This is a genomic window from Flavobacterium sp. K77, from assembly GCF_021608205.1.
Classification (GTDB): Bacteria; Bacteroidota; Bacteroidia; order Flavobacteriales; family Flavobacteriaceae; genus Flavobacterium; species Flavobacterium turcicum.
Window position 1 is genome coordinate 252111 of the sequence record NZ_JAKIHO010000002.1, and the last position, 24356, is coordinate 276466.

Here is a 24356-nt window from a genome sequence, read left to right on the forward strand (position 1 = left end):
GAACATATATTTTCAAAAGATCTCTAAAGTACAAAATATATACTTTTATATGTGTCAAGTATCTGAAAAAATTAAATTTTGTAGTAGTGCTACTATAAATGCTCATAACTTGAAACATTACTGGGTTTTGCATCAGTACAATAAAGATAAATACTTAATGATTGTTGGCGAAGTTTACTTGCCCAATTATACCATTGACATAAATAAAAACATAAATAAAAAAACGATATTGAATCGATTATCAGAAATAGATGCATTTGACAAAATATTAGTTTTTAAAAATAAAGACGTGTTAGAAATAGTACTAAACAATGATCAAAATGACTGTCCACTAAAGTACTATTTTCAATTTAAAAATGGGTCCTGGAAAAATAAAAAGTACTCTTCTTTCGGACTGGAAAGTGAATATGACGATAAAGAAAAAGGCAAAATAAAGAACCCAATAAAACGCTAAAGCAAAATGTTTTAAAATCAAATCAATATTAAATTGCTTAACTTTTACTCCAACTCACTAAAGATGGGGCTCAATCATATTAAATTGTTGCTCCAAACGTCAAGCATAGCTAGTCATTATATAGAGTTTCTAGAATTTTTAGTTTCATAAAGCATGAAAAATTGAAGGGGGGAGCATCACTATGTTGATAAATATTTCCCTCTATTTCCTAACTACCAATTTCAACCTTCTTAAAAATAGTTATGGGTCCAAGAAATAAAATTCGCTACCCATTCGTTAGACAATCAGTGGAGAATGAAACAGGAAAAACTTTCTGCATCCTTCACCATGAAAATTAAGGAAATTATCTCCATAAAATTGTAATATTGTAATAAAAGTTATATATATTTGAAAAGCGATAAAGCTAGACAAACATCTGCCACTTTACTCAAGTTTTGGTGTATATAAGAATCTTTTTTAAGCATATAATCTAGTTAGCCGTAATTTCCCAAATATGCTACAAATTGAAGAATATAAAATCGTAAGAGAATTTATAAAGCAGAAGTCTGTTTTATTAATGGACCACGAAAAGAAAAATCACGCAAAAGTTGGCATAGCAATAAATAATTATGAATTAGTTGTGATTGGCGGAAAACGATTTTATGTGATACCCACAAATATGTTTAAAGCGATAATTGAAAGAAATATTAGAATTGCTTGTACAACGTATCCAGAAAGATTTGGAACAGGTAATGCTAAAGATGTTATCAAAGCAATTTATGATTTAGAACCTTGGATTACTTTAGAAAGATTTATTGAAACTTTACAAACAGAACAATTTTGTTATGTTGTTGAAGTTATTGAAGGGAAGCTCCAAGAGAAACTTTTAAGAATTGATTTATATCGTGATATTAAAGAAAATAAAAAAGAAGGATTTGACTTTATTGGAGGAATATTTCATTGTTACAAACATTTTAGCTTTCAAGGCGTACCTCTTTCTACAAGTAAAGAAATTAACGATTTAAAACATCCTAAAGAATTGGTTTATAATATAATTAGCGCTTTCTTTTCAGGAGATGTGAAAGAAGTTGAAGAAAACACATTTGTTTCTGAAGTTAAAATAAATGATGCTGAAAATTTGCGATTAGTATTTTACTATGAAAAGAACACTGAAGTGTATTTTGTAAAAACTACTCATAAAGTTTAATGTTAAATAACAACCACCAATAACCACTAATAAGGATTTAGGCAATTGGCTTAATAGACCGGTCTTGAATTTAGAAGATTGGCAAATCCTAATAATGGGCGTACTTTAGTCCCAAACTGTGCATAACTTGGGAACATTGGTTGCAATTCTACCGAAGAGTCAAGAATCTAACGCAATTTTATAATTAAAATATGGATGATTTAAAGCCATTTTCTAAATTGACATTATCAAAATATTTTCAACACGATGTTGAAAAAATTTTGATGGCTTATCGATTGTCAGGAAGTATTCAAAGTGAATTAAAAAATATAAGAGCATCAGGAGATGAAGTAGAACTTTCTGTTAAAAATTTTTTTAAGGAAAAACTTTTTCCAAAATATCATGTTTGCGATGGTCATATTATTGATAAAACGCTGAAAGTTAGTCCGCAATATGATTTAATAATTTCAGAAAACTCGAAAAATCCTATTCTATTTAATCTTTCAGATAAATCTGAATTAATTTATTTTGAAACAGTTTATTGCTTTGCGGAAATAAAAAAATCGTTTTATAAAAATGATTTAATCTCATCATTTTCAAAAAACATTAAACGAACAAAAAAAGAATTAAAAAGAGATTTGATAGACCCTAAATTTATAGAAACTGCTAATTCGGGGTTTTATATAGAACAAAATTTAACTAATTTACCTTGTAGAAATCCTCTATTAAGTTTTATGATATTTATAAATTCATCACAATTAGACGCAACTAAAATTGGTAAATTTTTTAATTCTAAACCGAATTCCGAATTACCAAATTTCATCGTTCTTTTAGACCAAGGAATGATTTTAAATGTAAATAAAAAAGAATTTGAAGTAGGCAAGCTTAAAATAAATTTATATCCAGAATTTGAAACTGAAGAAAATATTTGGATTTTAATAAATATTAATGAAGAACAAAATGTTTTAATTTATCAATATATGATGGTTTTGGAACATTTAAACAATTCCGTTTTATCAACACCTAATTTAAGAGAATATACGAATAATTTATTTCAATTTACATTGAACAATATCTATAAACTATGAATATAAATACATTAAAAATTGCGTCAATAGATAGATTAATAGCACATCAGGTATTTCCAAAAACTAAAACTAAAGATGCCTATTCTATTAATAGAACGGAACTTTTGACTTTTAGCGAAGCTGAAAAAGATATCTTGATAAGCAGATTAGAAGAAGCTTTAACGAATACTTCGAAAACTTTTCAATTAGAATTTGAAGATAAAGGTGATGCTAGTATTTATGATGTTTTAAAGACAATTTCATCAAAAGATGAAAAAAAATATATTACAACAACTCAAGAATTAGCTGAAAATTTAGCTTCTACACATTTTAGAATAAACATCCCAGGAGGTTATTGTTTAATGGGACAAGGACTAACAGATAAAGGAATATATTTTTTCTTTATCATTAAAGCAGAACTTCAAGAAGCATTTAATATTAGTTCTGGAAAATTAAATTTGTTAAAAGATATTTTTCTTTCACCTGCTAAAGATTTCTATAAAATTGGTTTTTTTATTAAAAACGCTACTCATTTCTTGCCTTTTATGTTTGATGACCAATTTTCATTACAAAAGAAAGATTTAACAGAATATTTTTATTCTCATTTTTTAGGTTTAACTACTGAAAAAAACGATAAACTAAAATCGAAAAACTTCTATGACGATACAACTTATTTCATAGAACAAAATGTAACAAACTTACAAGATAGAATCGGTCAATGCATTGAAAGTTTTATATCGTGAAAACACCTCTGGTATAATATCCGCAAAAAAATTTTCAGAGGAACATTTGGAAGGTAAACTAAAATCAGATTATGATAAAAAAATTGTTGCTGAAAAATATCCTACAAGCTTTGCTAAAATAAATACTTTAATAGACAAAAGACTTCAATTAGACAGAATTACAATTCCTTTGTCTTATAATCTAACATTAACAGGCTCTCTTGCAAGATTAGGCAATATTGAAATAATTGATAATCTTAATGTTGAAAGCCTATCTAATTTGCAAACAGAGATTAATACTGGTTCTGTAGATAAGTTAATTGTTTTGAAAAATATCTAAATAAAAAAACTACTGCCAATACACGCTATAACGGATTTGGGCAGTTGGATTAATTTGAAAGTGGTTTTGTGTTGGATGATTTGGCAAATCCTAATAATGGGCTTAATTTAAACCCTAAGCCGCTATATTACTAGAACGTTAGGAGGTATAATTAGAAACTGAAAGTTGAAAACGAAGTAATTATTTATGAAAGACTTTAATCCTGATGAATTTCCTAGAAATCTAATTGATGAGGAAATTGAAATATTATCTTAACTAGTTATTAAAAATCCAATATCAGATTTATGGAAGCAAATTGCTGGTAAACTAACTTCTGATCAAAAACAAAGAATCAATAAAATAATTGATAGTAAAAAATATTCTGAATCAGAAAAACTGTCCTCATTCAATAAAAAAGCGATGGAAGATGAGGAGTGGAAAAGGTTAGTTCAACAAAAAGAAGATGAAAAATTTTATGGCAATATGGGACAACCTCAAAATGTATTTGAGTGCAAAAATAGATATGGAGAATGGCCAAATGGATTCGACGAAAACGGAAATAAAAAAACAAACTGAGAATTATTATACTTCGTAACAGCCACCACAACGTACTTGAGCATTGGGCTTAATGGGAATATGGTTTTGTATTTGAGGTGATTTGCTTCGCTTGTTCTCTATCGCCCGGGTGGCCAATTCGAAAACGGGTTAATTTAGTTCAAAACCTAATGTAGCTTCTGAATAGTATGCGGTGAATAAATCAATTAATCACCGCATTTTTGCGACGTATTAAACATATTTATACCGCAAAATTACTTTCATGCGGTAATTAAACACTAGGAATTCGATTTTTATAGGGTTTCATTTTAGAAATATTTTGAATTTTCAAATACATCATCAATAATTTTGTCAAGCTTTTTGTTAGGTAGCTTGTTTAAATAAGCCTGAGTGGTTCTAATATCGGTATGACCTAACATTTCACTAATAGCATCGATAGGAATGTTTTCAAACTTCAAAAATGTAGCAAATGTATGGCGAGCAGTATAAAAAGTGATGTGTTTGCTAATTTTTAAAATTCCCATCATTTCTTTCAGAGCTGGATTTATTTGTCCAAGTAATTTATGACTTCGGTTTTTAATTTTTTTTATGGTCATGTTTTCATCTAGTAAAAGAGGAAATAGATAAGAATTCATGGATTTTTGGTTGTATACTTTTAATATCTCGAGCGAGTGATCACGCAGCTTAAAATCTAAATGTACTCCAGTTTTAGTTCTTAAATAGGATAGTCTTTCATCGTATAAATTTGAATTGTTTAATTTTAGTAAGTCAATAAAATTCATTCCTCTACAGTAGAAACTAAATAGATACATATCTTTTGCAAATTGATGTTTTTTATTTGAGCTGAAATCTTTGGCAATTAGTTTTTGTAACTCTTCATCAGTCAAATACTCTCGTTTTGCTTCTTTCTTCAGCGTTGATATTTTATAGTGCTTAAAAGGGTAGGTGTTGGAAGAGATTATTTCTCTTTTTATAGCATTATTAAATACGGCTCTAATCGTTCTCATTTTGATGCTTATTCCACTATCAGACCCATTGTTACTTCTTAGAAAAGAATCATATTTTTCTAAGAACTCAAAATTTAAATCTTGAAATTTTAGTTCAGTCTTTGTATAGAATTTCTTGAGCGAACTCAGAGTTTCTTTATAGATTTTTGCAGTTCCAATTTTATTCGAATTTAGAAACTCATCTGTAATTTCTTGATGAAATTTATAATAATCTAATGCTGGTGCTTTGGTTATATCATCTGCTTTAATTTCATTTGCAATATCCTTGATTGTAAAATCTACATTCAAGCGACGTTTCTCTCTTATGAAATCTTCAATCTTAAGATTTGTTTTACTAATGAAATTATTTATTTCCGTTATCCTTTTTAGTTCTTGACCTTTTTTATTTGTCTTTAATGTATTGCTCTCAAAACTCCACGCATCAAATTCACATGTGTAGTTGGTAGCCATTGTAGTATTACGTCTGTTTTTTATTAAGACCAAAACGATCGAATGTTTCCCATCCTTGTTTGCTTTACTTTTTATTGTAAATTTGACTGAAGTCATATTTTAATTTTTTCTGACGAACATTTGACGAACATCTGTGTGACAAAAGTATAAAATAATCAATAATAAGAATAATTTATTAAATATAATATGTTAAAAATCAACAAAGTAAACAAAAAGAATAAAAAAGAAAAAATAAAACACCTGCCTTCTAAGCAGGCGGTCGAAGGTTCGAATCCTTCTGCCTTCACAAAACCCACCATTTGGTGGGTTTTTTGTTTTTAATATATTTAAGCCAAAGTATTTTCAAGGCGTTAAAAGAAAAAAGCACTTTCTTCCAAAATAAATTTGTTCGATAAATAAAGGATTCCCATTTTCCAAATGGGACTTTCTAAATTTCGAATTCACTGCTTTTACAACAAAACCTACTTTGGATAATGTGTTTTTTGCATTTTTTTTTATTTTATATTTTCCTACATTTACCACCAGAGAGAGTTACTTTCTAAACTTTAAAAAAAGCAAAAAAAAATAATTGAAGGTTACACAGTTGTACTTCTTTACAAATAATCAATGGAAATCTTAAGACCAAATAAGCAAAGAGCAAAAAACGCGATTACTTTAATATGGATTGCATTAGCAGTAGAGGTGATTTCTTTAATTTCTGGCTATGTTCAATTTGAGTTAATCGCTATTGCAATAAACGGTGGAGGAATTTCTCCAGAAGCAGCTAATGCCAATGATTTAAGAGAGCAAGTAATTGCGGTTGTTAATTTGATTGTCTTGCTTACCTCTGCAGTTACTTTTATTCAATGGTTTAGGAGAGCTTATTATAATTTACATTTGAGAGCAGAAGAGCTTTCATTTACAGAGGGGTGGGCCGCAGGTTGCTGGTTTGTTCCTATTATTAACTTATCAAGACCTTATCAGATCATGAAAGAACTGTATAATGAAACTCATGTGTTGATTGAGAAAAATGGTCTGAATATTCCGGTAAATTTCTCGGTTAATCACATCGGTTGGTGGTGGGGACTTTGGATTGTAAATAGTATATTTGGACAATTTGTATTTCGATATTCCAATGACGCGGTATCACTTGATGAATTGTCAAATGCTACAATTGTAAGTATGGTGGGGCATGTTTTAGGTATTCCACTTGCAATTATTGCGATTAAAGTAATTAAGGATTATTCAATTTTAGAGCGACAACTTCTTAAAATAAGCGCTACAACAGTAAAACCAAATCTCGAAGCTAATTTTTCCAATGGTTTAACATAAGTTGTTAAATCTTATAGCGGCAAAATAAATTTTAAGAGTAGCGTTCTGGCTTTCCTGGGATTAAATTGAAATTCATAAACACTTTGGGCAAACTAAGGCTTAAAGTGTTATTTTTAGGTTGATTTTGTTTTGTACATTGGCGTTATAAAAATAAATATTTTTAAAACAATTATATGGCGTCGTTTACTTTTAAATTTTGGCTTGTCAGTTTATGGATATTAGTTTTTCAACTAAGTATAGGGCAGAATAAAGATAAAAATACTATAGTTGTTCCTGATTCTACTTTCGTAGATTTAAAAGCATACAGCAGTGATTTTGTATATGATATGAAGTATGCTACACCAGATAATTTCTTAAAGCAGCAAGTATATGATTGTGCCTCGTGCTTTTTGCGACTAAAAACTGTAAAAGCACTAATAAAAGCCAATGAGCAGTTTATTAAAAAGGGGTATAAAATAAAATTATACGATTGCTACCGACCATTAGATATTCAAAAAAAAATGTGGGCTATGGTTTCTAATCCCAAATATGTAGCCAACCCTGCAAAAGGTTCAATCCATAATCGTGGAGGTGCCGTTGATATTACATTGGTCAGTGCCAATGGAGATGAATTAGATATGGGAACCGGTTTTGACCATTTTGGTAAAGAAGCATCGCACAATTATGAAGGCGTTTCAAAACAAGTTAGAAAAAATAGATACTTGCTCAAATCAATTATGATCCGCAACGGATTCAATGCATTTGAATCAGAATGGTGGCATTATAATTTAAAATTAGGTTTGAACGAATCCGTTTCTAACACAAAATGGGATTGCAACTAGTTTACTCAATACACTTGATGTAGTTGATAAAATAACTTTCTGGATAGTAAACTTGCGAGGTAAGTTCGGAGGTAAATTCTTTTTTAAGTACGTAATCTTCGGTATTGGTTGCGTATTTAATGCGAATCATCGTTACAGGCGACTCTTTTAAATCTTCGAAATTATCTTTAATGATAAAAAATGTTCCCGAATTGACACGGTTATCAAATCCTTTGTCATCGCGAAGTAGTGTGCCACAATTTTCTTGATTAATGTGGTGTAAGGTTACAATTTTACCATTGGCTAATTGTAAATACAATTTTGAAGTTTTATCAAAACAACTCACTTTCAAAAAATCTTTACTTTTTTGAATTTGCTGTAATGTTAAAGTCGGGATATCATCAGTTAAGGCCAAGGAAAAGAAAAAATAATCAGAGGTACCGCCAAAGTTTTTTTCGGCAATCATATACTCTTTGGTAGATTTATAAGTACCAATAGAATCAGTAACATTAGCGCTGTATTCACAATTTTTTTGTGCAAAGAAAGGAATTGTAAAAAGTACAAAAGCAAGCGTAAAAAGAAATTTCATGAGTGTTCAATTTTTGTGCAAATTAATACAATTTTGCGGTTATTTAAGTCGGTTGAGAAAAAACAATAACCCAATCCTCCTTCTTTTATTTTCCATTTTTTACGAATATTGGCCACGGTTTCAGGAAAGTTACGCGTTGTAATGTTAATCTTTTGGTTCTCAAGATATTTTTTCATGTTTGGTTTAGAGTATTCAAAATTATTTTGAATTTCAAAAACTCTACCAGGAAAAGATAGTATCTCATCTGAAGTATAAAGGTGCGAATGTTTGTGCAGTTTTTGTAGCTGGTACTGCTGTGCAACAGCATCAAATCCTCCTGATTTCATAATGGCGCTATTGGGCTCGTATAGATATCGTAAAGGCTCAGAAAGGCTTAGGGAGCTTGTTTCCTGATTCCAAGCGTATTCAAAAGTGTCAATTTGATTTTGTCTCAAATTCACAGTTTTAATACGCGGCTCCTTTATGTAATTTTGCTCAATTTCCCAAAGCAACTCTTTCACCTCGTTTTCGACAGCGATAATATAAATGGTTTTTACAAAGTTCAGCTCTGCCAGTCCTGCAGTTAAATCAAGTAAAGGAGCTGTTTTTATTAGGATGTTTTTAGAGTAACTGAAATAATTGTTTAAATTTTCGGGTACGTTGGGTAAGCAGTCTTTCAACAGAAAGACTTTTCCTTTGACATCGCTTCTGCGAGAAGGATCTATGTATATCCAATCCCATTTTTGATTGAGTTGCTGTAAGGTTAGTATGCTATCGCCAACATAAGTTTTAATGTTTGATACATTGAGTTGGGTGTAATTATGCTGCACAATTGTTGATAAATCGGCATTCATTTCGCAATGTGCGATTTGATTGATAGTTTTCGAAAAATAAAAATCGTCTACACCAAAACCTCCTGTTAAATCAATTAATGATTCACCTTTAATTAGTGATGCTTTGTAATGAGCGGTTTTCTCTGACGATGTTTGTTCTACTGAAATTTTACTCGGATAAATAATGTTTTTTTGCGCAAACCAAGAAGGAAGTTTTTCTTTTGCCTTGGTTTTAGCTTCAATTTGGTTCAAAATATCCATCCAATTCACATCTGGAAATGGATTTTTTTGTAATGCCAATGTGGAGATATTTTGTCCAATATTGGTATTGATGTAGTCTTGAATCTCAGGATTCAATAAAGCTGTCTTCACGTTAAATGTCTTTGGTAAGTATTTTTATAATCTTGTTTTCTGGAAAAAATTCTTTACCAATCACTTTTAGAATGGTGTACAAAGGCACGGCTATTACCATTCCTAAAATACCGAATAGAAATCCTGCAGCTAAAATAACAAGAAAAATTTCTAAAGGATGTGAACTAACGCTTTTTGAAAATATAATGGGTTGCGATACATTATTATCAATTAATTGTACAATCCAAAATCCAATTAAAACATAGGTTGTTGTCGGTAAAATAATAGTTTGAAAGTCACTTCCTAAATGACTTAACATACACAAAATGGCTGCCAAGAGAGAGGCGATCAAAGGGCCTACGTATGGAATAATATTTAAAACAGCACATAAAAAGGCTATTACGATAGCATTTGGAACGCCAAAAACCAACAGTACAATAGTGTATAAAACAAAAACAATAAATAATTGAAGGAGTAAACCAATAAAGTAACGGGATAACAATTGGTTGATTTTTTCTAGCGAGTTTAAAATTTGCTCTTCATGACTACTTGGAAGAATTTTTTTCGTAACAACAATAAATTGTACACGGTCTTTTAAAAAGAAAAAGGTGATAAACAAAATAGAACCCAAGGCTACACCTACGCTGCTCAATGTGTTTAAAATTCCATTTATAAAATTGGGTATAAAATTAAAATTGAGTTTCGAAGTAATTTTAGATTCTTTTAGCAATTGCTCAGCATTCATTCCATGTCCTTCTAAAAACAAAGTTACTTGGTCTACTAGTCGCAATACATCTTTTTCAATAGCGGCGGTATTGAGTAAGGATAGATTTTGACCTTGAGAGACAATTAATGGCACAAAAAGCATAATAAAACCAACAATTAAAAGCACGAAGAAAAGAACTGTAGTTATGGTCGCAAAAAGGTGATTGAATTTGAGTCTTTTTTTTAAGAAATCTAAAATAGGATTGCCAATTAGTGTTAGTATCAACGAAATTAACAAATAGATAATCACCGACTGGATTTGATATATGAGGTATGCGGCAAGTGATATTCCGCAAAGGATTAATGTGGCTCTCACGATACCGTTGGCAATAATTTTAGAGGTGAGCATAGGCTATCTTTTTAGGGTAAAGATAAAAAAAACTCGCTATTAAGTAGCGAGTTTTTAAGTTGAAATTGGTAAGTTCGATTATAGAGCGAAGCTTCTTCTAGCACCACCTGAAACGAATAATGCGTTTATTCTAGATTTCTGTCCGTTAGAGAACATGAACATTCCTCTATCATCAGTATAATCCATATAGTTCATATACATTTCTAGTGGTGTTCCTGAACAAGTACTTCTGTGTCCAGCTGCTGGAACACCATAGTTTGGAGAATCATGTGTTGGTGTATCAGAAACTAAGTCAGATCCACATGTAGCATCACCCCAAATGTGACGCAAGTTCAACCAGTGACCTACTTCATGAGTAGCTGTTCTACCTAAGTTAAATGGAGCAGTTGCTGATCCAGTATTTCCAACGTATTTAGAGTCGATAACTACACCATCAGTTGATGAAGCTCCACCAGGAAATTGCGCGTACCCTAATGTTCCACCACCAATTGTGCAAACCCAAAGGTTCATTGTTGTAGTTGGAGTAGTAGCTGCAATTCCGCCTTGTGATGCAAGTTTCATCGCATCGTTTGTACCCCAAGAAGACTTGGTTGTAGCTTTTCTGTAAACAGCATTTAGTTCAAAGGAGATTCCAATGTTGGCTTTTACAGATGAAAAAGCTGTTGGCACTTGATTGAAATCGGAATTTGTAGCATTGAAATCTCTATTTAAAATATCAATTTGTGATTGTATTTGTGCTAAAGAAATGTTTTCAGCAGTCGTTCTGTATAAAACATTTACTACTACAGGAATAACTACCTTGCCATTAACCAAACGTCCTGATGCAATGGCATCATTTGTTATTTGCTCAATTTTGTTCATTCGTAATGCAAGTGTCGGATCGGCAGCAAGTTGTTTTTTAAGTACTTCATCTGAAGCACAACCACGACGAGCAACAACTGAAGCTTCCGCAGAAGTAGTTTCTGTTATGTCATTTTGACAAGAAAATAGCATTGCAATTACTGCCGCTGATAAAAGATATTTTTTCATTTTTTTTGAATTTTTTTTGTTTTGTAAAAATTGTTTTTTGTTTTTGGTTTAATTTTTTACCTGTTTGGTTTTTTGGAAAAATTATTATTTTCCTCGAAAGTGGTATTTAACACGGTAAAAAAGAAATCTGAAATAAATTATTTCCTTGACGCAAAGTCATTAAAAAAGTGGTGATTTAGTTAATCACCACTTTTATAGTATGTGTGATTAAAATTAGATACCGAAACTAGCTCTTGCTCCTCCAGAAACGAAAAGGGCTGACATTCTAGCTTTTTGACCGTTAGAGAACATAAACATTCCTCTATCGTCAGTATAATCCATATAGTTCATAAACATTTCTAATGGAGTACCAGTACATGTACTTCTGTGACCTGCTGCTGGAACACCATAGTTAGCAGAATCGTGTGTTGGTGTATCAGAAACTAAATCAGATCCACAGTTTGCATCACCCCAAATGTGACGTAAGTTCATCCAGTGTCCTACTTCGTGAGTAGCTGTTCTTCCAAGATTAAAAGGAGCTGTAACTGTACCTGTTGTTCCAAATGCATTATTATCCATAACAACTCCATCGGTAGCAGATGATCCTCCTGGAAATTGAGCATAACCCAATATTCCACCACCTAAGTTACAAGACCACATATTTAAAACAGTTGAAGGAGTAGTTGGGGCAATTCCTGTTGATGCTTTTTTCATTGCATCATTTGTAGAAAAAGAAGTTGTTTTAGTTGATTTTCTTACTACATTTTGAAGTACAAAAGTTATACCTACGTTCGCTTTAACTCCTGAAAATTCAGCTGGAACAGAATTGAAGTCTGAATTTAAAGCGTTAAAATCGTTGTTTAATACATCAATTTGAGATTGAATTTGAGCTAATGAGATGTTTTCTGCAGCAGTTCTGTACAATACATTTACAACAACTGGGATTTCAATTTTTCCGTTTACTAAACGTCCAGTCGCAATTGCTCTGTTAGTTATCTCTTCAATTTTATTCATTCTTAAGGCCAAAGTCGGGTCAGCTTTTAATTGACGCGCTAGTACTTCTTCTGAAGCACATCCTCTTCTTAAAGATGCACTAGCCTCAGGAGTTGACATTTCAGTTGTGTCATTTTGACAAGAAAATAGCATCAAGAGGGCTGCTGCTGATAAAAGAATTTTTTTCATAATAAATTTGTTATATAATCAATAGTTTGGTTAATTGTTTAGCAATTCTATAACATATATTTGATAAAAAAAAATTTCTCAAATTATTTTTTTTAATTTTTTTTTAACTCTTTGATTTTACGGGTTTCCGTAAAATAAAAATTTTCATAGATTAAGTTTTTTCTTATGTTTTTAAGAATCTCTCTAGCAATCTTTTGTGTCGTAAATTGATAATACTATCTAGTAATTGGTAGAATTATTGTGCTATTGGTGATAAAAAGTAAAATATTTTATTAAATAGATAATATATTAGTTTATCGTTTTAGTAATGGTTTACTTTTTTTCGGACTTGAATATGCACTATTCACAAACGAATTATCTAGGTTTTTAGTATGCATACTTCAAGAAATCGAAGTTATTTAATTGTTAAAAAGTGTTAATAAACGAAACTAAAAAGCACTCTGTTAAAAAAGAATTGTTTGCAGATTAGTTTTGAACATTTAAACGTGATTACATATTAGATGATGCACAGAAAAATTCACCTTTTAAAAGTTGAAGAAAAGTAGGTTTACCTGTAAACAATCGAAACTAGTTGTTAAAAACATAGTGGATGATGTTTGCACCCATTTTAAGGGCTTTGTCGCGTACATCTTTAGGGTCATTGTTTACCTCCGCATCTTCCCAACCATCTCCTAAATCACACTCGTAAGTGTAAAGTAAAACGAGTTTATTAGCAATAAAAATCCCAAAAGCTTGTGGTCGCTTACCATCATGCTCATGAATTTTAGGCAAACCATTCGGGAATGAATATGGTTTTTGAAAGATTGCGTGTGTGGCAGGAAGTTCAATTAATTCATTATTAGGGAAAATCTTTTTTATTTCTTTACGAATGTATTGGTCCAAACCATAATTATCATCAATGTGTAAAAAACCGCCGGCCATGAGGTAGTCTCGTAAATTATTGACTTCAGCATCATTAAAAACTACATTGCCATGACCTGTAAGGTGAACATAAGGATAAGAGTGTAAATCAGGACTAGCTGTTTCTACTGTTGCTGGTTTATTTTTTATTCTTGTTTGAATCGAAGCGTTGCAAAATTGTATTAAATTAGGTAAAGATGTTGGGTTTGCGTACCAATCACCACCGCCACTATATTTTACCAGTGCAATTTCTTGAGCCCACAACGGACTCGTTAAAAGGAGTAGTAGGTAAGTTATTTTTTTCATCGTGACGGTTTATATTTTAATCTTCGTTAGTAAATGCAATGCTATGGCAGGCTACTACTGCAGCAGTTTCAGTACGCAATCGAGTATTACCAAGTGTTACAGGAATGAAAGTGTTTTCTAATGCCAATTGTATTTCTTTGGTTGAAAAATCACCTTCAGGACCTATGAGAATAGTGTAATTGGTGTCTTTCTGCAGTACTGATTTAAGTGATTTTTTGTCTGTTTCTTCGCAATGTGCTATGAGCTTTGTGCCATATTGGTCCTGCTTTATAAAATCTTTAAAGGAAACTGCTGGATTTAATATTGGTAAAAAAAGCGAATTAGATTGCTTCATAGCGGTGAGAATAATTTTTTCAAATCGCTCTGTATTTACTGTTTTTCTTTCGGAGTGGTCACAAATTATTGGTGTGATTTCATGAATTCCTATTTCGGTTGCTTTTTCGAGAAACCATTCAAAACGATCATTCATTTTGGTTGGTGCTACCGCTAAGTGCAAGTTGTAATTGGATTGTTCTGCTTTCGTTATACTATTAACTTTAACCGCACATTTGCTATCTGAAGCCAAAGTAATTTCGGTGATAAACAATAATCCTAAACCGTTAGTTACGTGTAAGATATCAGTATCTTTTTTTCGTAAAACTTTAATAATATGTTTGCTTTCTTCTTTGTCAAAAGAAAAAACTTCAGTTGATTCGTTTATTGTTGGATTATAAAATAATTGCATAGTTTAGAATTGTATTCTTGCTTTTGAAACCACTGATGCAGTTTCAAAATGTTGATTTAAAAATTTTTGATAACCTACAATGCCAATCATGGCCGCATTATCAGTGGTGTATTCAAATTTTGGTATAAAAGTTTTCCAGCCATATCGAGCTTCAGTTGCTTTTAATGCGGCACGAATTCCGGAGTTAGCTGATACGCCGCCTCCAATAGCTACTTGCTTGATGCCTGTTTCTTTTACAGCTAGTTTTATTTTATCCATTAAAATCTCGATGATAGTATGTTGAATTGAAGCGCAAATATCATTTAAGTTTTCAGTTATAAAATCGGGATTTTGTAGCTTTTGTTTCTGAATAAAATATAGTATCGCTGTTTTTAATCCAGAAAAACTAAAGTCTAATCCAGCAACTTTCGGTTTGGTAAAGGCAAATGCTTTTGGGTTTCCTAGTTGAGCATATTTATCAATTAACGGCCCTCCAGGATAAGGAAGTCCTAGTATTTTAGCACTTTTGTCAAAAGCTTCCCCAACGGCATCATCAGTAGTTTCACCAATAATAGTCATGTCAAAAAATGAATCTACTCGTATAATTTGGGTATGTCCGCCACTGATGGTTAAGGCTAAAAAAGGGAAAGAAGGTTTGTCAAAACCATCCTCGTCTATAAAGTGGGCCAAAACGTGTGCATGCATGTGATTGACAGCTATAAGAGGTATTTCAAGTGCAGCCGACATGGATTTTGAAAATGAACCACCTACTAATAACGAACCCATCAATCCGGGGCCTTGTGTAAAGGCAATTGCAGAGAGTTGTTCTTTTTGTATATTTGCCTTACGTAAGGCGGCATCAACCACAGGAACAATGTTTTGCTGGTGCGCTCTTGAAGCAAGTTCAGGTACCACGCCTCCGTATTGATTGTGAATAAGTTGATTGGCTACAACATTGGCTAGTACTTTATCGTTGTGTAAAACAGCTGCTGCGGTATCATCGCAAGAACTTTCGATCGCAAGAATAAAAACCTCGGGATTTTGCATAAAAAGGCATTAATTTTGATTTATATTTGAACTAACAACTTTGAAAAATCAATTTGTAAAAGCCAAAATTAGAGAATTTTTAGTTAAGGTGCGTGTGTTTGCCAAGGCAAAAACAAATTTTAGAACATTAAATAGTAAATAGGTATCAAAAAAGTATTAAAAATAATTTTACGTGTGCTCATTGGTCTTGTCTTGCTTTTATTAGTGACAGGAATTGCGCTGACGATGCCTATTGTTCAAACTAAAATTGCACAATATTTTACGAAAAGTATCAATGAAGATTTTGGAACCAATATCGCTATTGAAGGTGTAGCCGTATCTATTTTTGGAGGGGTGAAGTTCAAAAATGTGGTGATAAGAGACCATCGAAAAGATACTTTGTTGGCCGCAGAACGAATTTCTACTACAGTCCTTGACGGTAAAAAGCTATTGAATGGCGATCTTTTGTTTGATAATCTCGATATCAATGGATTCTTTTTTAACCTGAAAACGTATAAAAATGATAAGGAGACCAACTTAGACATTTTTGTAAAAGCTTTTGATACTGGAAAAAAAGCTAAGCGTAAATTTTTACTAAAAGCAAACAAGTTAAAATTATATAACAGTAGGTTTGTTTTGATAGATGAGAACCGCGAAATTGTAAAAAATCTTGATTTTACAAAATTAAATGCGTCGGTAACCAATTTTTTGATTTTTGGTCCTGATGTATCTGCATCGATTAATAAAATGTCTTTTTTAGATTTTAGAGGCTTGTACGTAAGGAATTTGCAATCCAATTTTTCATATTCTAAAAAAAGCATCAAACTCGAAAAATTAAACATTCTTACCAAGGAGTCCGCTTTTGCAGGTACGGTTATCTTAAAATACAAACGAGAAGATTTTGTCAATTTTAATGACAAAGTTTTATTTGATATTCAACTAGATAAAGCCAAAATTGCTTCGAATGATATTCGTTACTATTACGATGAACTAGGTAAAAACCAGCAGTTTTATATTAAATCAAAAATTAAAGGAACCTTAAATGATCTTGAATTTAGTCGATTAAATTTAATTGACGGACGAAAAACTACTCTTATAGGTTTCATAAATTTTAAAAATCTATTTGCAAAAAAAGGTCAAAAATTTTCCATGTTTGCCAAGTTTGACAAATTGAGTTCAAGCTACGATGATTTGGTGGTTATTTTACCCAATATTTTAGGGAACAAATTGCCAACTTCCCTTCAAAAATTAGGAAGATTTTCGGCTATTGGGACTTCAACTGTATCAACGACTGCCGTTTCAGCTGATTTTTCGATGACTACTGCTTTGGGTAAAGTAACGGCAGCTTTAGCATTACAAAATATTGATGTGATTGATAAAGCGGCTTACAAAGGCAACGTTATTTTAGATCGTTTTGATGTTGGGACCTTATTTAATCAAAAAGATTTTGGTTTTGTGAGCATGAATATGGATGTTGACGGTAAGGGTTTTAATCAAAAATACCTAAACACGGCGCTACAAGGTGTAGTGAGTGAATTGGTTTTTAAAAATTACAAATACACTAACATTGACGTAAATGGTGTTTTGAAAAGCCCAATTTACGAGGGACAACTGGCAATTAATGATCCCAATGTTAAACTTAATTTTGAAGGCTTACTTGATTTAAGTAAAAAAGACAGTCAATATGATTTTCATGTGAATGTGGTTTATGCCAATTTGAATACTTTGAATTTCATGAAAGATGCCACTTCTATTTTTAAAGGTGATGTGGTTGTTAAAGCTTCGGGAAATTCAATTGAAAACTTTCAAGGAAATATTTACATCAACAAAACTTCCTATCAAAACACAAAAGACACCTATAATTTTGATGATTTTACTATCAACTCTGTTTTTGATGGAGACAAAGTGCGCACCATTACTGTAAATTCGCCAGATATTGTTCAAGGTGAAATAGTAGGTCGCTATGCTTTTAATCAAGTGCAAAGTTTGATTAAAAACTCGTTGGGTAGTTTGTATACCAATTTTAAACCTATCAAAGTTAACAAAGGACAGTTTTTAAAATTCAATTTCTCTATTTACAACAAGATTATCGAGATTTTTTATCCCGATGTAACTATTGGTGCTAATACTATTGTTAAAGGTGCAATTTCATCAGATAATCAAGATTTTAAATTAAATTTTAATTCGCCTCAAATAAAAGCATCCAATATTGTTTTTGACAATATTAATGTAGCAATCGATAACAAAAATCCGCTGTACAATGCTTTTATTGAATTGGATAGTATCAAAACTAAATACTATAAAATTCGAGATTTTAGTTTGATTAACGTTACCATGAAGGATACTTTGTTTTTTAGGTCTGAATTTAAGGGTGGTAATAAAGCTGAGGATTATTATAACCTTAACTTGTACCATACCATAAATAAGGACAATAACAATGTGGTAGGAATTAGCAAATCGGAGGTGAAATTTAAAGATTATCTCTGGTTTTTGAATGAGCAAGAAGGTGCTGATAATCAAATTGTTTTTGACAAGTCGTTCAATAATTTTAAGTTGGATAATTTAATAATGTCTCATGAAAATCAATCGATTACCTTAGATGGGGCGTTTAATAATGCTGATTTTAAAGATCTTAATCTTAGTTTTAAAGATGTCGATTTGAATCAAATCACCCCTGCTAGTAATAAGTTTGCTTTTTTCGGAAATATAAATGGCGAAGTCGATTTTAAGCAAAATAAAAATGTTTTTCAGCCAACAGCATCGATTGTAATCGATAATTTGGTAATGAACAAAACGCCACTTGGAACGCTAAATTTTGATATTGAAGGCGATCAAAGTTTGCGCAAATTTACAATTGACTCTAATCTAGAAAATGAAAATATTGACTCATTTGTTGCTGATGGAAGTTTCGAGATTGTCAACAAAGAGACTATTCTTGATTTAAATTTAAAATTCGATAAATTTAAATTAGGAACACTTAACGCCTTAGGTGGTGACGTACTGTCTAATATTCGTGGTTCGGTTGGAGGAAATGCTACAATCGAAGGTAATTTAAAAAAACCAGCAATTAATGGTCGACTTTTTCTAGATGGAGCAGGAGTTACAGTCCCGTATTTGAATGTGGATTATGCTCTTAAGGATAACTCAATTATTGATTTAACTGATGAAAAGTTTTTGTTTCGAAATAACAGTCTTACCGACACAAAATACGATACCAACGGTAATTTAAACGGGAGTATCGAGCACAATAATTTTGGCGATTGGAAGCATGATCTAGCTATAAGTTCTAATCGATTGGTGGCGCTAGATACCAAAGATACCGAGGATGCGGCCTATTACGGAACCGCTTTTATTGACGGAATGGCTACTATAAAAGGACCTACAAACGCCCTTTTTATAAAGGTGGATGCTAAATCAGAAAAAGGTACTGCCATTAAAATTCCGATAAACAACGCTGAGAGTGTAAGTGATAATGTGTTTATGCACTTTGTAACCGAAAGAGAAAAATACAATCTAAAAAACGGTATTGTTGAGAATCTCAGAAATTATAACGGATTAGAATTAGAATTTGATTTTGATATCACGCCAGATGCCGAAGTAGAGGTGATCCTGGACCGAAATACAGGTCATGGAATGAAAGGCAAGGGATTTGGTTCGTTGTTATTTAAAATCAATACTTTAGGAAAATTCAATATGTGGGGCGATTTTCAAGCTTATGAAGGGACCTACAATTTTAAATATGGTGGCTTGATTGATAAAAAATTTCAAGTTCGAAAAGGAGGATCGATCTCTTGGGAAGGCAACCCGATGCGTGCGCAATTGAATCTTGAGGCTGTATATAAAACCATTGCTAATCCCGCAGTTTTGTTAGATAACGCTTCATTCAACTCCAAGGTTCCAGTAGAGGTAGTAATTGGTGTTCGCGGCGATTTAACTAGTCCAGAGCCTGATTTTAATATCGAATTTCCAACGGTTAGTAATGTTCTAAAATCAGAGATTCAATACAAGTTGAATGACAAGGATGTGAGACAAACACAAGCTTTGTACTTATTGTCATCAGGTGGATTTTTGAGTCCAGAGGGTGTTAGTCAATCTGACTTTTCAGGAAGTTTATTCGAAACGGCATCGAGTATTTTGGGTGGTATTATTCGCTCTGATGATGAGAAATTTAAAGTAGGGCTTAATTTTATTGGCGCTGACAGACGAATTGGTAAAGAAACCGACGGTCGATTTGTAGCTACAATTTCATCTAAAATTAATGAACGAGTAACTATTAATGGTAAATTGGGAGTACCGTTTGGCGGAATTAATGAATCAGCAATCGTAGGTGATGTCGAAGTTTTATACCGTGTAAATGACGATGGAACTTTGAATTTGCGATTGTTCAATAAGGAAAATGACATTAATTATGTTGGTCAAGGTATTGGCTATACTCAAGGTTTAGGGGTTTCATACGAAGTTGATTTTGATACCTTTAAAGAGTTTGCTAATAAGATATTCAAAAATTTAAAAATCGAACGCTACACTGTGCCTGCAGCTGAAGATCAAGATTCTAACCTTTCACCAGAGTACATAAATTTCAACAGCGGTAAAAATAAAAAGTCTTCTAATCCACAAAAGCCTTCAATTCCTGTTAAGAAAAATCAAGAAAGCACACTTCCAGAGGAATATTAGTCGCTATTTATTTCAAAAATGAGGTTTTTAACAAATCAATGAATCTCAATTTACTACTTTCTCTTTCCTTTTAAATTTTACTGAAAGTAGTACAAAATCACTTTTTTAAACACGGTCTTGATTACTTAAAAAAAGGAGCAAGTTGCTAATTGTTAAATTAAATGTATGCTTTTTTGAGTTTTGTTAAATAAAATGCAACTTTATTCACGAAACAAAAAACTTATCAACGAAAACGTTTGAATTTCTATTTCATTCTTAATTAAATAAAAACACTGTCTCATAAGTGGTTAATGTTTGCTAGTTTTACACTTTAATACTTAAATAATGCCAAAAACAATAAAAAAAGTTGGGGTTTTAACCTCCGGAGGTGATTCCCCTGGAATGAATGCTGCGATTCGATCAGTAGTACGAACGTGCGCATATCACAACATAGAATGTATAGGAATTTATAGAGGTTATCAAGGAATGATTGAAGGCGACTTCAAAGAAATGGGACCTCGAAGTGTAAATAATATTGTGAACAAAGGCGGTACCATCTTAAAATCTGCCCGTTCATTGGAGTTTAAAACTCCAGAAGGCAGAAAAAAAGCCCATGAAAATTTAACTAAAGCAGGAATTGATGCTCTAGTAGTTATTGGTGGAGACGGAACTTTTACCGGAGGATTGCTTTTTAATTCTGAATTTAATTTTCCAGTAATGGGGATTCCAGGAACTATAGATAATGATATTTTTGGAACCAGTCATACTTTAGGGTACGATACAGCGCTAAATACAGTTGTTGATGTAATTGATAAAATTAGAGATACAGCCAGTTCTCACAACAGATTATTCTTTGTAGAAGTAATGGGACGCGATGCCGGTCATATTGCATTAAACGCAGGTATTGGCGCAGGAGCAGAGGAAATTTTAATTCCAGAAGAAGATTTAGGTCTAGATCGTTTACTAGAATCTTTACAAAAAAGTAAAGCATCAGGAAAATCATCAAGTATTGTGGTTATTGCAGAGGGCGATAAAATTGGTAAAAACGTATTTGAATTGAAAGATTATGTTGAAGCCAATTTACCAGAATATGATGTGCGTGTTTCAGTGCTAGGTCACATGCAGCGTGGTGGTTCACCATCTTGTTTTGACCGTGTGCTTGCAAGCCGATTGGGTGTAAAAGCAGTAGAATCCTTGATAGATGGTAAATCAAATTACATGGTAGGATTGCAAAACGATCAAGTAGCACTTACACCACTAGAGCAAGCTATTAAAGGGAAAACGATGATTGATCGTGAATTATTGAGAGTATCAGACATTATGTCTACATAAATAATTAAAGTTTATTGTGAGGAAATTAGACTTTAGGAAGAGCGAAGTAAAATAAACAAAAATTAAAGTAAAATGTCAAAAGTAAAATTAGGAATAAACGGATTTGGAAGAATTGGAAGAATTGTTTTCAGAGAATCTTTCAATAGAGACAATGTAGAAGTTGTTGCAATCAATGACTTGTTAGATGTAGATCACTTAGCTTACTTATTAAAATATGATTCTGTTCACGGTCGTTTTGATGGTGATGTAGAGGTTAAAGAAGGAAAATTATTTGTAAACGGAAGAAATATTCGTATTACTGCCGAAAGAAATCCTGCAGATTTGAAATGGAATGAAGTAGATGTAGATGTAGTTGCAGAATGTACGGGTATTTTTACAACTATCGAAACTGCAAATGAGCACATTAAAGGTGGAGCTAAAAAAGTAATTATTTCTGCGCCATCAGCTGATGCTCCAATGTTTGTAATGGGTGTTAACCACGAATCTGCAAAAGCAACTGATTTAATCGTGTCAAACGCATCATGTACAACGAACTGTTTGGCTCCTTTGGCTAAAGTAATTCATGATAACTTCGGAATTGTTGAAGCATTAATGACTACAGTACACGCTACAACATCAACTCAAATGACTGCTGATGGACCGTCAAGAAAAGACTGGAGAGGCGGACGTGCTGCATCAATAAATATTATTCCTTCTTCAACAGGAGCTGCAAAAGCAGTAGGAAAAGTTATCCCTGAATTAAACGGAAAATTAACTGGTATGGCGTTTCGTGTACCGACAGCTGACGTTTCAACTGTAGACTTAACCGTAAAAGTAGCTAAAGAAACTTCATACGAAGAGATTATGGCAGTATTGAAAAATGCTTCTGAAACCACTATGAAAGGCATTTTAGGATATACGGAAGACGCTGTTGTATCTCAAGATTTTATTTCTGACAAAAGAACTTCTATCATTGATGCTACTGCTGGTATCGGATTGAATTCTACTTTCTTCAAACTAGTTTCTTGGTATGATAATGAGTACGGTTATTCAAGTAAATTGATTGATTTATCAGTACACATTGCTGGTTTAAAATAATAATTTATATATTTACAAATCCCGTTATGTACATGTATAGCGGGATTTTATTTTTAACGCTTTGCGGATTTTAACCTTAATGTTTTAATTGATCAAAGCGTGGCCAAACCAAAATAAACCAATAGAAAATGAGATTAATAGTTGATAGTGGTTCTACAAAAGCCGATTGGATTGCGATTGATGATAATGGTAAAATATTATTTACTACCCAAACACTAGGTCTAAATCCAGAAGTTCTGGAGGAAGATGAAATTATTGAGCGGTTAAATGACCGTTTTGATATTTTACACAATAAGAAAAATGCAACACATTTGTTTTTTTACGGTGCCGGATGTGGAACCGAAAAAATGAAAGTGACGCTTTCGCAGGTTTTTCAAAAGTATTTTGTTAACGCTATTATAGATGTTCGTGAGGATACCTATGCTGCTGTATACGCTACAACTCCTGTTGGCGAAAAAGCTATAGTTTCTATTTTGGGAACAGGATCTAATTGTAGTTATTTTGATGGCAAAGAGTTGTTCCAAAAAGTACAATCATTAGGCTACATTGCTATGGATGATTGCAGCGGAAACGTATTTGGGAAAGAATTGATCAGAAAGTATTATTTCAACAAAATGCCAAAAGAATTGGCTGAGGCGTTCGAGAAAGAATACGATTTAGACCCAGATGCAATTAAAAGCAAATTGTACAAAGAGCCTAATCCCAATGCTTATTTAGCAACTTTTGCTAAATTTTTAATTCAACATAAAGATTCTGAGTTTTGTAGAAAAATCATTTTTAAAGGAATGAAATCTTTTGTAAAGAACTACATCAAGCAATACGAGAACCACAAAGAAGTTCCAGTTCATTTTGTTGGATCAATTGCTTTTTACTTAAAAGAGGAATTACAAGAAACTTTTGATAAATACGAATTGCAATTAGGGAACGTATTGCGCAGACCTATCGATGGTTTGATTGCTTATCATAACCTGAACAAATAGGCCCTTTCAAAATAATTCGCATAAAAAAACACTATTTTCTCATTTGAGAAAATAGTGTTTTTTTATTTTAGCATCGCTAGTGTTTTACAAAACAGCAATCATCGAAATTTCAACATTCACATTTTTTGGTAAGCAAGCCACTTGCACAGTTTCTCTAGCTGGAGCGGTTTCTTCGTTAAAGTAAGCGCCATAAACGCTATTGATTGCTCCAAAATCATTCATATCCATAATGAAAATGGTTGATTTGACCACGTGATCAAAAGTCATTCCTGCAGCAGCTAAAACTGCTTTCATATTTTGCATTACTTGCTCTGCTTCTTCTTGAATGTTAGCAGTTACTAATTCGCCAGTTTCAGGGTGTAATGCAATTTGTCCTGATGTATATAAGGTGTTTCCAGATAATACAGCTTGACTATATGGTCCTATAGGAGCCGGTGCAGCAGTTGTAAATATTACTTTTTTCATAAAAATAG

Annotated in this window: 23 protein-coding genes; 13 read left to right on the plus strand and 10 right to left on the minus strand. The window is 32.2% G+C overall.

Annotated features, from left to right (window positions below):
- Nucleotides 1-109: 109 nt before the first annotated feature.
- The 7 genes from L1S34_RS06790 (at nt 110) to L1S34_RS06820 (ending at nt 4303) form a co-directional block, all read left to right on the plus strand.
- Nucleotides 110-454, plus strand: a complete 345-nt coding sequence (locus tag L1S34_RS06790; protein ID WP_236363369.1) for a hypothetical protein — start codon at nt 110-112, stop codon at nt 452-454.
- Nucleotides 455-709: 255 nt separating this feature from the next.
- Nucleotides 710-817, plus strand: a complete 108-nt coding sequence (locus tag L1S34_RS06795; RefSeq protein ID WP_370637586.1) for a DUF4113 domain-containing protein — start codon at nt 710-712, stop codon at nt 815-817.
- Nucleotides 818-947: 130 nt separating this feature from the next.
- The gene (locus L1S34_RS06800) at nt 948-1640 is read left to right on the plus strand and encodes a hypothetical protein (protein WP_236363370.1); all 693 of its coding nucleotides are present in this window, start codon (nt 948-950) and stop codon (nt 1638-1640) included.
- A gap of 191 nt (nt 1641-1831) precedes the next feature.
- Nucleotides 1832-2707: a DUF6602 domain-containing protein gene (locus L1S34_RS06805; RefSeq protein ID WP_236363371.1), complete on the plus strand. Its 876-nt coding sequence runs from the start codon at nt 1832-1834 to the stop codon at nt 2705-2707.
- The gene (locus L1S34_RS06810) at nt 2704-3429 is read left to right on the plus strand and encodes a nucleoid-associated protein (protein WP_236363372.1); all 726 of its coding nucleotides are present in this window, start codon (nt 2704-2706) and stop codon (nt 3427-3429) included. The genes L1S34_RS06805 and L1S34_RS06810 overlap by 4 nt, the downstream gene beginning before the upstream one ends.
- The gene (locus L1S34_RS06815) at nt 3410-3748 is read left to right on the plus strand and encodes a hypothetical protein (protein WP_236363373.1); all 339 of its coding nucleotides are present in this window, start codon (nt 3410-3412) and stop codon (nt 3746-3748) included. Before L1S34_RS06810 ends, L1S34_RS06815 begins: the two co-directional genes overlap by 20 nt.
- 399 nt (nt 3749-4147) lie before the next feature.
- On the plus strand, nt 4148-4303 hold the full coding sequence (locus L1S34_RS06820; protein WP_236363374.1) for a hypothetical protein: 156 nt from the start codon (nt 4148-4150) through the stop codon (nt 4301-4303).
- 287 nt (nt 4304-4590) lie between these two features.
- Here the strand turns inward: L1S34_RS06820 and L1S34_RS06825 are convergent, their stop codons facing one another.
- Nucleotides 4591-5835 (minus strand): site-specific integrase, encoded by a 1245-nt coding sequence (locus L1S34_RS06825; protein ID WP_236363375.1) that lies wholly within the window; start codon nt 5833-5835, stop codon nt 4591-4593.
- A 510-nt stretch (nt 5836-6345) separates the two neighbouring features.
- On the opposite strand from L1S34_RS06825, the gene L1S34_RS06830 reads away from it, so the two are divergent.
- Together L1S34_RS06830 and ddpX are read left to right on the plus strand one after the other, a co-directional pair.
- Entirely contained in the window at nt 6346-7050 is a 705-nt protein-coding gene (locus L1S34_RS06830; protein WP_236363376.1) for a DUF4328 domain-containing protein, read from the plus strand.
- A 173-nt stretch (nt 7051-7223) separates the two neighbouring features.
- A complete protein-coding gene (gene ddpX / locus L1S34_RS06835; protein WP_236363377.1) occupies nt 7224-7871 on the plus strand; it encodes a D-alanyl-D-alanine dipeptidase in 648 nt (215 codons plus the stop codon).
- Between the two features lies 1 nt (nt 7872).
- On the opposite strand, the gene L1S34_RS06840 is transcribed toward ddpX, so the two are convergent.
- The 8 genes from L1S34_RS06840 to tsaD all read right to left on the minus strand — a co-directional run bounded on the left by L1S34_RS06840 (nt 7873) and on the right by tsaD (nt 15862).
- Nucleotides 7873-8439: a hypothetical protein gene (locus L1S34_RS06840; protein ID WP_166135303.1), complete on the minus strand. Its 567-nt coding sequence runs from the start codon at nt 8437-8439 to the stop codon at nt 7873-7875.
- Entirely contained in the window at nt 8436-9623 is a 1188-nt protein-coding gene (locus L1S34_RS06845; RefSeq protein WP_236363378.1) for a THUMP-like domain-containing protein, read from the minus strand. The genes L1S34_RS06840 and L1S34_RS06845 overlap by 4 nt, the downstream gene beginning before the upstream one ends.
- 1 nt (nt 9624) lies before the next feature.
- The gene (locus tag L1S34_RS06850; protein WP_236363379.1) at nt 9625-10716 is read right to left on the minus strand and encodes an AI-2E family transporter; all 1092 of its coding nucleotides are present in this window, start codon (nt 10714-10716) and stop codon (nt 9625-9627) included.
- A gap of 78 nt (nt 10717-10794) precedes the next feature.
- Nucleotides 10795-11745 carry a zinc metalloprotease gene (locus L1S34_RS06855; RefSeq protein WP_166135312.1) on the minus strand — a complete coding sequence of 317 codons (951 nt, stop codon included), beginning with the start codon at nt 11743-11745 and terminating at the stop codon, nt 10795-10797.
- A gap of 213 nt (nt 11746-11958) precedes the next feature.
- Nucleotides 11959-12906 (minus strand): zinc metalloprotease, encoded by a 948-nt coding sequence (locus L1S34_RS06860; RefSeq protein WP_236363380.1) that lies wholly within the window; start codon nt 12904-12906, stop codon nt 11959-11961.
- A 567-nt stretch (nt 12907-13473) separates the two neighbouring features.
- Nucleotides 13474-14112, minus strand: a complete 639-nt coding sequence (locus L1S34_RS06865) for a DUF4159 domain-containing protein (RefSeq protein WP_166135318.1) — start codon at nt 14110-14112, stop codon at nt 13474-13476.
- A gap of 16 nt (nt 14113-14128) precedes the next feature.
- On the minus strand, nt 14129-14836 hold the full coding sequence (locus tag L1S34_RS06870; protein WP_236363381.1) for a 16S rRNA (uracil(1498)-N(3))-methyltransferase: 708 nt from the start codon (nt 14834-14836) through the stop codon (nt 14129-14131).
- A gap of 3 nt (nt 14837-14839) precedes the next feature.
- Nucleotides 14840-15862 (minus strand): tRNA (adenosine(37)-N6)-threonylcarbamoyltransferase complex transferase subunit TsaD, encoded by a 1023-nt coding sequence (gene tsaD / locus L1S34_RS06875; protein ID WP_236363382.1) that lies wholly within the window; start codon nt 15860-15862, stop codon nt 14840-14842.
- 174 nt (nt 15863-16036) lie between these two features.
- On the opposite strand from tsaD, the gene L1S34_RS06880 reads away from it, so the two are divergent.
- From L1S34_RS06880 to L1S34_RS06895, 4 genes are all read left to right on the plus strand, one after another.
- Nucleotides 16037-20515 carry a translocation/assembly module TamB domain-containing protein gene (locus L1S34_RS06880; RefSeq protein ID WP_370637583.1) on the plus strand — a complete coding sequence of 1493 codons (4479 nt, stop codon included), beginning with the start codon at nt 16037-16039 and terminating at the stop codon, nt 20513-20515.
- Nucleotides 20516-20839: 324 nt separating this feature from the next.
- Complete coding sequence (pfkA, locus tag L1S34_RS06885; RefSeq protein ID WP_166135327.1) at nt 20840-21826, plus strand: 6-phosphofructokinase; 987 nt, start codon at nt 20840-20842, stop codon at nt 21824-21826.
- 72 nt (nt 21827-21898) lie between these two features.
- Nucleotides 21899-22903 carry a type I glyceraldehyde-3-phosphate dehydrogenase gene (gene gap / locus L1S34_RS06890; RefSeq protein ID WP_166135330.1) on the plus strand — a complete coding sequence of 335 codons (1005 nt, stop codon included), beginning with the start codon at nt 21899-21901 and terminating at the stop codon, nt 22901-22903.
- A 128-nt stretch (nt 22904-23031) separates the two neighbouring features.
- Complete coding sequence (locus L1S34_RS06895) at nt 23032-23883, plus strand: N-acetylglucosamine kinase (RefSeq protein ID WP_166135333.1); 852 nt, start codon at nt 23032-23034, stop codon at nt 23881-23883.
- Between the two features lie 84 nt (nt 23884-23967).
- Here L1S34_RS06895 and L1S34_RS06900 read toward each other — a convergent pair whose 3' ends face one another.
- The gene (locus tag L1S34_RS06900; protein ID WP_166135336.1) at nt 23968-24348 is read right to left on the minus strand and encodes a RidA family protein; all 381 of its coding nucleotides are present in this window, start codon (nt 24346-24348) and stop codon (nt 23968-23970) included.
- Between the last annotated feature and the right edge of the window lie 8 nt (nt 24349-24356).

What these genes read in the sequence shown, in the direction of transcription:
- L1S34_RS06825 (WP_236363375.1), bottom strand. Translation starts at nt 5,835, where the DNA reads ATGACTTCAGTCAAATTTACAATAAAAAGTAAAGCAAACAAGGATGGG.
- pfkA (WP_166135327.1), top strand. Translation starts at nt 20,840, where the DNA reads ATGCCAAAAACAATAAAAAAAGTTGGGGTTTTAACCTCCGGAGGTGAT.
- L1S34_RS06810 (WP_236363372.1), top strand. Translation starts at nt 2,704, where the DNA reads ATGAATATAAATACATTAAAAATTGCGTCAATAGATAGATTAATAGCA.
- L1S34_RS06830 (WP_236363376.1), top strand. Translation starts at nt 6,346, where the DNA reads ATGGAAATCTTAAGACCAAATAAGCAAAGAGCAAAAAACGCGATTACT.
- L1S34_RS06840 (WP_166135303.1), bottom strand. Translation starts at nt 8,439, where the DNA reads ATGAAATTTCTTTTTACGCTTGCTTTTGTACTTTTTACAATTCCTTTC.
- tsaD (WP_236363382.1), bottom strand. Translation starts at nt 15,862, where the DNA reads ATGCAAAATCCCGAGGTTTTTATTCTTGCGATCGAAAGTTCTTGCGAT.
- gap (WP_166135330.1), top strand. Translation starts at nt 21,899, where the DNA reads ATGTCAAAAGTAAAATTAGGAATAAACGGATTTGGAAGAATTGGAAGA.
- L1S34_RS06805 (WP_236363371.1), top strand. Translation starts at nt 1,832, where the DNA reads ATGGATGATTTAAAGCCATTTTCTAAATTGACATTATCAAAATATTTT.
- L1S34_RS06860 (WP_236363380.1), bottom strand. Translation starts at nt 12,906, where the DNA reads ATGAAAAAAATTCTTTTATCAGCAGCAGCCCTCTTGATGCTATTTTCT.
- L1S34_RS06855 (WP_166135312.1), bottom strand. Translation starts at nt 11,745, where the DNA reads ATGAAAAAATATCTTTTATCAGCGGCAGTAATTGCAATGCTATTTTCT.
- L1S34_RS06820 (WP_236363374.1), top strand. Translation starts at nt 4,148, where the DNA reads ATGGAAGATGAGGAGTGGAAAAGGTTAGTTCAACAAAAAGAAGATGAA.
- ddpX (WP_236363377.1), top strand. Translation starts at nt 7,224, where the DNA reads ATGGCGTCGTTTACTTTTAAATTTTGGCTTGTCAGTTTATGGATATTA.
- L1S34_RS06850 (WP_236363379.1), bottom strand. Translation starts at nt 10,716, where the DNA reads ATGCTCACCTCTAAAATTATTGCCAACGGTATCGTGAGAGCCACATTA.
- L1S34_RS06865 (WP_166135318.1), bottom strand. Translation starts at nt 14,112, where the DNA reads ATGAAAAAAATAACTTACCTACTACTCCTTTTAACGAGTCCGTTGTGG.
- L1S34_RS06870 (WP_236363381.1), bottom strand. Translation starts at nt 14,836, where the DNA reads ATGCAATTATTTTATAATCCAACAATAAACGAATCAACTGAAGTTTTT.
- L1S34_RS06900 (WP_166135336.1), bottom strand. Translation starts at nt 24,348, where the DNA reads ATGAAAAAAGTAATATTTACAACTGCTGCACCGGCTCCTATAGGACCA.
- L1S34_RS06895 (WP_166135333.1), top strand. Translation starts at nt 23,032, where the DNA reads ATGAGATTAATAGTTGATAGTGGTTCTACAAAAGCCGATTGGATTGCG.
- L1S34_RS06800 (WP_236363370.1), top strand. Translation starts at nt 948, where the DNA reads ATGCTACAAATTGAAGAATATAAAATCGTAAGAGAATTTATAAAGCAG.